General features: G+C 35.5%; 9 protein-coding genes. All 9 read left to right on the top strand.

What is annotated here, in order from left to right; all coding sequences use genetic code 11:
* Positions 1–154: 154 nt before the first annotated feature.
* The 9 genes from FG27_RS05405 (at position 155) to FG27_RS18920 (ending at position 11,581) form a co-directional block, all read left to right on the top strand.
* The gene (locus FG27_RS05405; RefSeq protein ID WP_037316543.1) at positions 155–478 is read left to right on the top strand and encodes a GIY-YIG nuclease family protein; all 324 of its coding nucleotides are present in this window, start codon (positions 155–157) and stop codon (positions 476–478) included.
* A gap of 268 nt (positions 479–746) precedes the next feature.
* Complete coding sequence (gene neuC / locus FG27_RS05400) at positions 747–1,874, top strand: UDP-N-acetylglucosamine 2-epimerase (RefSeq protein ID WP_037316541.1); 1,128 nt, start codon at positions 747–749, stop codon at positions 1,872–1,874.
* A complete protein-coding gene (locus FG27_RS05395; protein ID WP_037316538.1) occupies positions 1,871–3,286 on the top strand; it encodes a hypothetical protein in 1,416 nt (471 codons plus the stop codon). Before neuC ends, FG27_RS05395 begins: the two co-directional genes overlap by 4 nt.
* Positions 3,283–4,359, top strand: a complete 1,077-nt coding sequence (locus FG27_RS05390; protein WP_037316535.1) for a glycosyltransferase family 4 protein — start codon at positions 3,283–3,285, stop codon at positions 4,357–4,359. Before FG27_RS05395 ends, FG27_RS05390 begins: the two co-directional genes overlap by 4 nt.
* A complete protein-coding gene (locus tag FG27_RS05385) occupies positions 4,350–5,498 on the top strand; it encodes a glycosyltransferase family 4 protein (RefSeq protein WP_037316531.1) in 1,149 nt (382 codons plus the stop codon). The genes FG27_RS05390 and FG27_RS05385 overlap by 10 nt, the downstream gene beginning before the upstream one ends.
* A 12-nt stretch (positions 5,499–5,510) precedes the next feature.
* On the top strand, positions 5,511–7,043 hold the full coding sequence (locus tag FG27_RS05380) for a glycosyltransferase family 2 protein (protein WP_037316527.1): 1,533 nt from the start codon (positions 5,511–5,513) through the stop codon (positions 7,041–7,043).
* A gap of 9 nt (positions 7,044–7,052) precedes the next feature.
* Positions 7,053–8,048 (top strand): glycosyltransferase family 2 protein, encoded by a 996-nt coding sequence (locus FG27_RS05375; protein ID WP_037316524.1) that lies wholly within the window; start codon positions 7,053–7,055, stop codon positions 8,046–8,048.
* Entirely contained in the window at positions 8,045–9,040 is a 996-nt protein-coding gene (locus tag FG27_RS05370) for a hypothetical protein (protein ID WP_156101208.1), read from the top strand. Before FG27_RS05375 ends, FG27_RS05370 begins: the two co-directional genes overlap by 4 nt.
* An 81-nt stretch (positions 9,041–9,121) precedes the next feature.
* Positions 9,122–11,581: a glycosyltransferase gene (locus tag FG27_RS18920; protein ID WP_231563267.1), complete on the top strand. Its 2,460-nt coding sequence runs from the start codon at positions 9,122–9,124 to the stop codon at positions 11,579–11,581.
* Positions 11,582–11,590: the final 9 nt, after the last annotated feature.

Below are 11,590 nucleotides of genomic sequence, written 5' to 3'. Positions count from 1 at the left end.
GTGTATTTGTTAAGTTGGAATTTTTATTTTATAGTATTCTAAGTCTAAATCGAGGGATTTTAAAGAAAATTGAAGGTGTTAAATAGGTCTTCGACAAGCTCAGACTGACGATGTACCGCGGGTTATCATTAGCTAAATGATTATATTAGTTAAAATGAAGAAGTTTTATGTTTATATAGTTGAGTGTAGTGATGGTTCTTTTTATACCGGAGTTACTTCCAGCCTTCAAAAGCGCATCGATGAGCATAATGCTGGCTTGCACCCTAAAGCTTATACCTACAGTAGAAGGCCGGTGAGTCTAAAATGGGTTCAGGAATTTAATGATTCCTTTTCAGCTTTTTTAGTAGAAAAACAGATTAAAGGATGGAGTCGGAGGAAGAAACTTGCATTGATTGAGCAGGATTGGGATAAATTGGTTAAATATTCGAGAAATTATACGGAATATGGAAAGGATGATTCGTCGACAAGCGCAGACTGACGGTAGGTTTTAGCTGATGCATCGAAACCGTCACAGTGAGCTTGTCGAAGTGTGGTTAGGAGTTGAAAAAAAATATGTAAACTTGCGCTGTCGGTGATAGGAAGTTGATGAGGCTCATTACTATGAGTTTCTGAATCTTAAAAAGGTCTTCAACAGGCTCAGACTGACGATAGGGCATAACTGTTACACTGGGATCGTCACACTGAGCTTGTCGAAGTGTGATGAGGTGTTGCCAGTAAAACTTAATTAGAGAAACTATTAATTATGTATGAATAAAAAAATACTCTTTCTCACCGGAACCCGTGCTGATTTTGGTAAAATTAAAAGTCTGATTCAAAGTCTTGAACAACATTCTAATTTTGAAGTCTTTGTATTCGTTACCGGAATGCATCTACAATGGGAATATGGCTACACCTTACTGGAAATAGAACGTTGTAATTTTTCTAATGTGCATACTTTCGGGAATCATACCCACGAAACAACGATGGATCTTACTCTGGCTAAGACAATAGAAGGTCTATCTGAATATATTAAAAAAGTAAATCCAGATCTTATTGTGGTACACGGCGATAGGGTTGAAACTCTGGCCGGTGCCATAGTGGGTTCACTAAATAATATCCTTGTGGCGCATATAGAAGGAGGAGAAATCTCAGGGACTGTAGATGAGCTGATTAGACATAGTGTTAGCAAACTAAGTCATATCCATTTTGTTTCAAACATAGAAGCAGCTAAAAGACTGGAGCAAATGGGGGAAATTGATAAATCCATCTTTGTGATTGGTTCGCCTGATATAGATTTAATGTTTTCAAAAGATCTTCCCGCTTTTTCCGAGGTAAAAGAATATTATGAAATACCTTTTGAGGATTTCGCGGTGGCTATGTTTCATCCGGTTACTACCGAGGCAGAGGATATGAAAGAATATGCCCAGAATTTTGTGCAGGCTTTACTTAAAGATGCTCATAATTACGTGGTGATCTACCCAAATAATGACTTGGGCAGTTCTTTTATTCTTAAAGAATATATGAAATTGAAGGGAAATGAACGATTTAGGGTAATCCCGTCCTTGCGGTTTGAATATTTTTTGAGCCTATTGAAAGAAGCGCAATTTATTATAGGTAATAGTAGCGCGGGGATTAGAGAAGCTCCTTATTACAATAAAGCAATTATAAATATAGGAACACGTCAGCAAAATAGATCACGGCAATCACATATAGTAAATGTGGGATATGATGAAAATAGTATTTTAGAATCCTTAAAAAATATTCAGAAGAATAGGATAAAAGCGGAACCTTCCAAATTCGGTGAGGGGAATAGCACTGAATTATTTTTAAGTTGCCTTGAGAAGCCTGATATTTGGAAGTTAAATCAGCAAAAACAATTTAAAGACCTGCCTTGAAACAAAATAATAAGACATTAGGATTGGTGATTACCGATGGAGTGGGTTTTCGTAATTTTATATTGAGTGGTTTTCTAAAGGAAGTACAAAAAGAATTTACCCAAATAATTATTTTTTCGGGTCTTCCAATTTCGGTTTATGAGAAATTTCAAACTCCGAATTGTGTAATTGAGGAATTATATGATTTTATTGAGCTGGGGCAAACCTGGTTTTTTCGAAAATTAAAAGAAAACTCACATTTACAGCTTAACAAGCCAGAAAATTTCGGGATTCAGGATAACTTAAGGACTACGTATTCAAATTCAAATAGTAGACGAGGCAAGTTAACCCGGGGAATTTTTAAATGGGCAAAACATTTTAATTCTGAAAATTGGATAGGCTTATACAATAAACTTCAACAAAAAAGTTTTGCAAATCATCCTTCAACTAAAACCTATAGAAAACTTCTAAGTCAGTATAAACCTGGTCTTCTTTTTTTTACTCATCAAAGACCTCCTTATATCGCACCACTTTTATACGCCGCGGAAAAAGAAAAAATAAACACCTGCAGCTTTATTTTTAGTTGGGATAATCTTGCTTCTAAAGGAAGAATGGCGGGAAATTTTAATCATTATTTGGTATGGAGTGGGTTGATGAAAGATGAACTACTTCAGTTTTATGGTAGAATTTCAGATAAACAGGTTCAAGTGGTGGGAACTCCACAGTTTGAACCTTATGTGATGCCAGAGTACAGTAGTACTAAAAATGAATTCCATAATCGGTTTGACCTGGATTCTGAATTGAAGACTATTTGCTTTAGTTGTGGAGATGTTTCAACCAGTGCAAACGATCCGTTATATATTGAAACCATAGCCGAGGCTTTAATAAAAAATGAAATTGAGGAGAATCTTAATTTTCTTGTAAGAACCTCCCCGGCAGAGGAACCTGAAAGATTTACTTATTTAAGAGAAAAATATCCTTTTATAAAGTGGAATTATCCCGCCTGGACCCAAAGCAGAAGTAATCATTCTGAAACCTGGTCGCAACGAATTCCCTCAACCAAAGATCTTAAAGACCTTAGGATGATTTTAGAATTTTCAGATCTTGGCATTAATATGTGTTCTACGATGAGCCTGGATTTTATGGTTTTCGATAAACCGGTAATAAATCCGGTTTTTGGTAATGAAAATAACGGACTTTATAATGATCAACGTTTTTTGAAATATGCTCACTATAAAAAAGTGGTAGAAAGCGGTGCAGTTACGATAGCTAAAGATAAACAGGAATTAATAGCAGGAATAAATACATATTTAGAAAAACCATGCTTGCATTCCCCGGAACGTAAATCTTTATTGCGATTGCAAATAGGTAAACCTCTTAAGGGAACTAGTGCAGAGATTGCCGCTTCACTAAAACAACTTTCCATAGCTTGAAAAGTTCAAAACACATAGCGGTAATTTGTAATTATGAACTAAAGCCGGAAAGGATAGGGGGAATGGATCGCTTCTTTATAGCCTACGACCAGGCTTGTAAAGAAAGGGGCTATGAGGTAGACTGGTTTTTTAGTCACAGCGAGGATCATTCTTTTTATAAAAATTTAAAGGTTTTTGCTTCTGAGGGAATTTCCGCAGAAGATATTTTTCTTGAATATTCAAAGGAGGCAAAGCTGTATGATATTGTAATTACTCATTTTGTTGCCTTATGTACTCCATTTTTTCAGAAGTTAAAAAATGAACAGGAAGCTTATATAATTGCAGTAGATCATAATCCAAGACCTATTAATGGCTTTCCTATTAAAAAGAAACTGAGAAATAGGCTAAAGGGGCTTTTATACGCTAAGTATATCGATTGTTTTGTGGGAGTATCAAAATATACCATTAATTGCATTCTAGAAGATTACGGCAGTCATTTAAAAAGGAAGACGGCACTTGTTTATAACGGAGTAAAAGCTTCTTTATATGAAGAAAGAAAATCCGAAAATTTTGGAAAAATGATCGTGGCTTCTCATTTGAGAGAATCAAAAGGGATTCAGGATCTCCTTGATGCTGTGAATTTGTTGCCTGAAGAAAATAAAGTCTACCTTAAGATAGATATATACGGAGAAGGCCCAATGCAAATGGAGTTAGAACGCAAAGTAGAGTTATATGACCTGGAAAATCAAATCACTTTTAAAGGAAGTTCTTCTGAATTGCCTAATCTGTTGCAAGAATATTCCTTTTTATTACAACCTACTTATATGGAATGCTTTAGCCTATCTATTTTAGAAAGTCTTGCCGCAAATGTCCCGGTAATTACTACTCCGGTTGGCGGAAATCCAGAGATCATCAAAGAAGAAGAAAATGGATTTATTTTTAAATCTGGAGATATACAAACCTTATCTGCTGTTATAAACAAGGTTTTAGAGAAGCGAAATAGAATTGATGAGAAAGTAAACCTGTTAATTAAAGAGCAATTTTCCCTGGAAAGAATGGTAGAAGAACATATAAAATTGTTGCCATGCACATAGGATTTCTTACCCCTGAATACCCACACCCTAAATCTACATCATCGGGCGGACTCGGCACAAGTATTAAAAACCTGGCATCTTCTCTTGTCGCCGAAAATATAAAAGTAAGTGTATTCGTCTATGGGCAAAAAACATCACTCAGGTTTAAAGAGAACAATATTGATTTCCATTTTATTGAACAGATAAAATATAAGTTTTTTGGATGGTACCTTTATAGGAAATATTTACAGGCCTATCTAAATAGTGCGATAACTAAAAATAAAATTGATCTTATAGAAGCGCCAGACTGGACAGGGATTAGTGCTTTTATGAAGTTTCCATGTCCGTTAATTATTCGAATGAATGGATCTGATGCTTATTTCTGTGCCCTGGAAAGTAGGAAACAGAAATTTAAAAATCGCTTTTTTGAAAATTCAGCATTAAGATCGGCAGATGTTCTTGTTTCGGTAAGTCGTTTCACTGCAGAGAAAACCAGGGAAATATTTAGGTTAAAAGATAATATAGAAGTTATTCCAAATAGTATTGAGACAGATAAGTTCTCAGGAGCTGAAGAAGTAGCGATTAAAAACAGGGTTTTGTATTTTGGGACCCTTATAAGGAAAAAGGGGGTGCTGGAACTTGCCGAAATTTTTAATGAAGTAATTTATGGAAATTCGGAAGCAGAATTATTTCTTATCGGTAAAGATGTGGTAGATATTTTTGAAGACAAATCTACCCTGGAATTGTTTCAAGAAAGATTAAGTGTTGAAGCTGCAAACCAGGTTAAATATTTTCCCGAAGTAAGTTATTCAGAGATAAAAAAACATATCTCTAGGGCAGCTGTAATCGCTCTGCCCAGTTTTGCAGAGGCTTTACCGATGACGTGGTTGGAAGCCATGGCAATGGAAAATCCACTGGTTACCTCAAACATTGGTTGGGCAAAAGAAGTAATGCTTAACGGGGTAACTGGATTTACTGAAGATCCTAAAGATCATATAGCTTATGCAGAAAAAATCCTTTATTTGTTAGATAATCCTTGTGAGGCGGCTGAAATGGGTAAGGCAGCTAGAGATAGAGTAAAAAATAGATTTTCAACTCAAGTAGTTGTCAAAAGAAATTTAGAGTTTTACAAGAAGGTCGTTGAAAATGGAAAAATATAAATGTTTGATTAAATGGAACTAAAGCAATATCAAACGAAAGATGGAGAGCATTTGCTCTATACAGGAGAACCTGATTTTAATCTTTTGGAAGACCTGGTTTCCGGCCCTGGTGATTTATGGCATAGTTCGCTGACACAAGGTTATCAAGATATTTTTCCTGAACTGGTCTATCAAACAGCTGTGTTTTGGTTTTATTTAAACGATTTGCCTAACCTGAATTGTTCTGTGAATTGGAGGATTAACCCACATAGTTTTGTGGTTAGAAAAAACAGTTGGGAATTTTTTAATGGTTTTAGTGAGGATTATTTTTCAACGTCTACTGCTGCCCTTGATCTTGGTTATAGAATGTTAAGATTTGGCGGTGCCGTTCCGCTCTTTGTTGATGGACTTTTTTCAAGCGAAACTAATGACCCTATTATTTCTGCAGAAGATCGTTATTTATTTTTTCTAAAAAATTTTAAAAAGAGACATAGTTGGTATATGTATTTGAGAGAATCTCTAACTGCTCCAATAGGAGAATTTAGATCTTTTAGTAAATCAAGAAGAAAAGAATTCAAAAAGCATAATCTTGTTAGTTTTCCTTCAAGACCGCTCACTAAATTGATGGGTAAGCCAACAGTGGATGTAATTATTCCCACTATGTTTCGCCAGGATTATACGGTGCAATTACTGGAAGATTATAAAAATCAAACTTATTTACCCCAACGAGTTATTGTTGTTGATGCTACACCAAAAGAAGAAAGGGACATAAGTTTGTATAAAAAATCAGATTATCCTTTTGAATTGATCATCAAGTGGCAAAAATCTAAAGGAAGTTGTAAAGCCAGGAATGAGGCGATTGAACTGTGTAGATCGGATTATATAATTTTTGCAGATGATGATACACGAATTCTTCCGAATTTTGTTGAGAATCATCTTAGATTTCTACAAACTTATAAGGTTGAGGGTTGTACCGGATTGGATATTCAAGCTTCAGATTATCGTCAGGATTTAGATGATTTGCGTAGAATTTTGAAAGGAAAAGGGAGAGAACGCTATAAGGCAGGGGCTGCTCAAACCTTTAATAATGCGAATTCTTGCGTGAAGAAAGAGTGGGTGGAAGAAATTAAAGGAAATGATATTAATTTTGATGGCGGTTACGGAGAAGATGCTGACTTTGGTTTCAGGCTTATAAAAAATGGTATGCTATTAATGTTTAATCCTTATTCGGTTAACTTACATCTTAAACCACCCTCAGGAGGATACAGATTTTGGGGAATGCAATCTTCAGTCTTAGGAAAAAAACGAAAAAGACAGCCATGGGAGTTAGATAAGCCAGTAGGTAAAATTAAACCTGTACCAAGCCCTACCATTCTTTATGGAATTTTAAAGCATTTTAAGTCTGAGCAAGTGAAGGAATATAAAAAACGTTATCTCTTTTTGTACCTTTCGAAAGATTTTAAAAAAACACCGTTACGTTTTCTTAATCTACCCTTTAAAATCATGCAATTTAATAAAACCATGTTTTATGCTCAAAACCTTCTGAAAAGAGGAGAGCGCTTTTAATAGAATTTAATGAAATTCACCTTAATCGTTTGCACCTACCAGCGGCCGGGACCTTTGTTAACACTACTTAATTCAGTAGCAAAACAAACACTTTTTCCTAATCAAATTCTTGTTATAGACGGTTCCAGGAATGATGAGACCCGAAAGGCACTCGAAGGATATTCTTTTAAAAAAATGAAATACTTCAAGGTGGGAAAAAATAATAGGGGGCTCACAAAGCAACGAAATTTCGGTATAGAAAGAGTAGACACTTCTTCTGAAGTTGTTTCTTTTCTGGATGATGATATTGTGCTTACTCCAACATATTTTCAAAACCTTTTAAATACTTACCGAAAATTTCCTGATGCCCTGGGGGTTGGGGGGTATATTAAAAATGAAGTAGAATGGAAAAAAGGTAGCGAGGTTATAAGTTTTAATGAATTTGAATATGACGGCTTTAAAAGAAATTTAGGTAGTAGGCATTTATTACGTAAGAAGCTAGGCTTACAGCCAGATGTTCCACCGGGATATATGCCCGATTTTTCTAATGGTTATGCTATTGGATTTCTACCGCCTACCGGAAAAAGCTATAAAGTAGAAAGCTTTATGGGAGGTGTGGCTTCCTATCGAAAAGATCTATTTAATAAAATTAAATTTTCACCTTACTTTCAAGGCTATGGCCTTTACGAAGATATGGATTTTTGCTTGAGAGCTTCAAAATTAGGTCAGCTATACGTTAATACTTCAGCCAAACTTTATCATCATCATCATGAATCTGGTCGTCCCAATCAGTTTAAATACGGCAAAATGGTAATAAGAAATGGCTGGTATGTATGGCGGATAAAATATCCCTCACCAGGTTTAAAGTCGAAGGTAAAATGGCACGCTATAGCTTTTTTGCTAACTTTAGTTCGATTCAGTAATGTAATTACCACTTCACAAAGAAAAAAGGCTTTTACCGAGAGTCTGGGACGAGCTATAGGATGGTGGAGTTTGCTCTGGAATAAACCGAAAAGTGATAAATGAGAAAATCTATAATTAAGTTTGCTGTTATCGCATTTTGTTGTGGATTGATCGTTCTCATGATCTTTAATTATAGATATCCTTTTATAACTCCGGCCGTAGGAAATTGGTCAGTTGGCTATATGCAAACCCAAAAGCTGTTTCCTGTCCCGAAATTGGACGAAAACAATATTTTTAGTTATAAAGAAATCGATGCTTTAATTTCCGAAGATATTGATTATATAGCTGATCCCTTTTTTATTCAGGATAGCTCAAAATTTTATCTCTTTACCGAGTTAAAAGGAAGAGAGAATGCCAATATTGCTTTGTTCTCATCAGAGGATGGAAAGAATTATCAATATCGGGGAATAGTTCTGGATGAAGATTTTCATCTTTCTTATCCGCAAGTCTTTAAATATAAGCATGAATATTATATGCTTCCGGAAACTAAGGGAAGCGGAAATGTTTTATTATATAAAGCAAGAAAATTTCCATTGGAATGGGAGGTAGAAGATACTTTACTGTTTAATACTGGAATTAAAGACCCTTCTATTTTATTAAGTGAAGAACTGAACCTTATAGTGGGGGTAAATGATAATCTTGAACAATTTTTCTTCACCGCAGATTCTTTAGATGGAAAATGGGAAGAACATCCAAATTATAAATCGAGATGGGGGAATGAGAGTAGACCCGGAGGTCGATTTTTTAAAATAAAAGGCGACTGGTATTTGCCTGTTCAAAACAGAACACTGGGATATGGGACCGGTATTTCAATACATAAACTGGAGAACAATTCTGGACAATTAGACTTAACTTTAGCTCACAAAATGTATCTCGGTCCTCAATCAGAAATTCCCTGGTTTAATCGTGGTATGCATCACCTGGATGTACAGTCAAACGAAAAGGGATATTATATGGTATATGATGGTGATAGAAATACAAATGGAGAAAAGGCTTTTCAATATAAAAGAACTTTAAAATTTAATTTTATAGATCTTTATAATCTTTTTCAATAAATGCGTTTCGCTGTAATCACATATATTCCCCATTCAATTCAAAATAATAGGTACTACAGCTATACGCCATATATTAGAGAAATGAATATATGGTTCCAGCAGGTGAATGAGGTTTTGATAGTTGCGCCTGCAGATATTACAAAACCATTGAATAAAAAAGAAGCCTATAATATTAATAGCCTTTATTTTTTTAAGGTTCCAGCTATAAGTTTTACAGGAATTGAAAAGGTTCTTACTTCATTAATAAAATTACCTTATATTTTTTTTACTGTATTTAAAGTAATGCAGAGAGCAGATCACATCCATTTGCGCTGTCCCGGCAACATTAGTCTAATAGGATGTTTACTTCAGGTCTTTTTTCCGAAGAAACCTAAGTCGGTTAAATATGCAGGAAACTGGGATCCTAAAGCAAAACAGCCCTGGACCTACAGACTTCAGAAATGGATTTTAAGTAACAGGTTGTTGAGCAGGAACATTAAAGTTCTGGTCTATGGGAATTGGCCGAATCAGTCAGATAATATAGTCCCATTTTTTACCGCGAGTTTTTCGGAAAAGGAAAGAGAATCCCTTGTTAAAAATTTTAAACAGCCCTATAAATTCATCTTCACGGGTAACCTGGTAAAAGATAAAGGGATTTTTGAAGCTATAGACCTTATTGGAAGTCTAAAAAATAAGGGAGTGATTTCAGAACTTGATATCTATGGTGATGGAGTATTGGAAGATTCTTTAAGATCGTATATTCAAGAGAAAAAACTCCAAAGTTTCGTAAAACTAAATGGCCGTAAAAGTCTGGAAGAATTAAAGCAGGCTTATAAAAAAGCATATTTTGTTATTTTACTCTCAAAAAGCGAAGGCTGGCCCAAAGCCCTGGCGGAAGGGATGTGGTACGGTTGTATTCCCGTCGCTACACCAGTGAGTTGCGTGCCGTGGATGTTAAAAGCCCCCTCCGCCCCCGAAGGGGAAACTGGCGAAATTATACTTGCGAAAAGAGGAATTTTACTAAATAATATATATTCAATTAAATTTCAAAAAGGCCGTCAATTCGAGTATTCCAAAGGGAGTCGGAATATATCTAGAACAGGTTTTTCTGAAAAAGACTTGTCAGAAATAGCGAGGCTAATAGAAAATCCCGAAAAATTAAAAAAGATGTCTGTGGCTGCCCAGGAATGGAGTCAGCAATATACTTTAGAAAAATTTGAAACGGCAATTCAGGAAATTTTAGGAAAGCACAACCAACAACCCACAACCCACAAGCGAGAACCAAAAACCGAGAACCGAGAACCGGGAACCGAAAACCTACAACTGAAAACCCATAACCGAGAACTCACAATCGACAACCGCCAACCGATAAGCGATAACCCCAAACAACAAACATCAAACAATAAACCGAAAACCGAAAATCCACAACTAATAACTGACAACTCACAACCCATAACCGACAGCATAGACCAAGAATCCCCAGACCGGGCACCATTAAGAGTACTACAATTAATAGATAGTTTGAGACCGGGTGGAGCAGAAAGAATGGCGGTAAATACCGCTAATTCTTTAGAGTCATTTGTGAATGGTTCTTTCTTATGTTGTGCACGGCAGGAAGGTTTATTTAAAAAAGAATTAAAACCTGAGGTGGGGTATCTGTTTTTGGATAAAAAATCCAGTCTCGATCCAAAAGCGATTTTAAAATTGACAAGATATATTCGTGAAAATAAAATTAATATTATTCATGCTCACGGGACTTCCTGGTTTTTGGGAGTCTTAATGAAGTTATCTAGTAAAATAAAACTCGTATGGCACGATCATTATGGCGAAAGCGAAAATTTGGAAGCTAGAAGTATAACAGTTCTTAAGCCACTTTCAGGATATTTTGATGGAATTATATCTGTAAATATAGTTTTGAAAGGATGGGCCGAAAAAACACTGAAGGCTGAACGGGTAATTCACTTAAATAACTTTATTGTTGAAAATGGAATAAAAAGTCCATTTCCTAAATTAAAAGGAGAAATTAACAGTTTTAAGATTATATGTGTCGGAAATATAAGACCGCAAAAAGATCATCTTAATCTCTTGAGGGCTTTCGAAATAGCGGCGGTATCTAACCGGATAATTAGTTTACATTTAATAGGAGAAGATCCTGACACTGTCTACTCTAAAGCTGTGCTGGAAGAAATTTCTTCATCTGCAGTCGCTGATAGAATCTTTTTCTATGGAACCCAAAAGAATATCCCTAAAATATTGGAGCAGGCAAACCTGGGAATTTTATCTTCTCGTTCAGAAGGTATGCCTTTGGCATTATTGGAACATGGAATGGCCGCTCTACCGGTGGTATGCACAAATGTGGGGCAGATTTCAGAAGTAGTCGGAAACGCCGGAATTTTGGTGGATCGGAACAACTCCGAAGAACTTGCTCAGGCGATTTTAAGTTTTGCCGAAAATAATGAACTTTGCTTACTTAAAGGAGCAGAACTAAAAAGTAGAATAAGTTCTCGATTTGGAGAAAATTCATATAGATTAGATTTACTTAAATTCTACAAAAGAATTTAAGTTTATTCA

This window comes from Salegentibacter sp. Hel_I_6, assembly GCF_000745315.1.
Lineage (GTDB): Bacteria > Bacteroidota > Bacteroidia > Flavobacteriales > Flavobacteriaceae > Salegentibacter.
The sequence above is the reverse complement of the archived record's forward strand: the minus strand, read 5'-3'. Positions and strand labels throughout refer to the sequence as shown.

Coding starts and splice junctions, on each gene's coding strand:
- FG27_RS05385 (WP_037316531.1), top strand. CDS start 4,350: ATGCACATAGGATTTCTTACCCCTGAATACCCACACCCTAAATCTACA.
- FG27_RS18920 (WP_231563267.1), top strand. CDS start 9,122: ATGAATATATGGTTCCAGCAGGTGAATGAGGTTTTGATAGTTGCGCCT.
- neuC (WP_037316541.1), top strand. CDS start 747: ATGAATAAAAAAATACTCTTTCTCACCGGAACCCGTGCTGATTTTGGT.
- FG27_RS05375 (WP_037316524.1), top strand. CDS start 7,053: ATGAAATTCACCTTAATCGTTTGCACCTACCAGCGGCCGGGACCTTTG.
- FG27_RS05380 (WP_037316527.1), top strand. CDS start 5,511: ATGGAACTAAAGCAATATCAAACGAAAGATGGAGAGCATTTGCTCTAT.
- FG27_RS05370 (WP_156101208.1), top strand. CDS start 8,045: ATGAGAAAATCTATAATTAAGTTTGCTGTTATCGCATTTTGTTGTGGA.
- FG27_RS05405 (WP_037316543.1), top strand. CDS start 155: ATGAAGAAGTTTTATGTTTATATAGTTGAGTGTAGTGATGGTTCTTTT.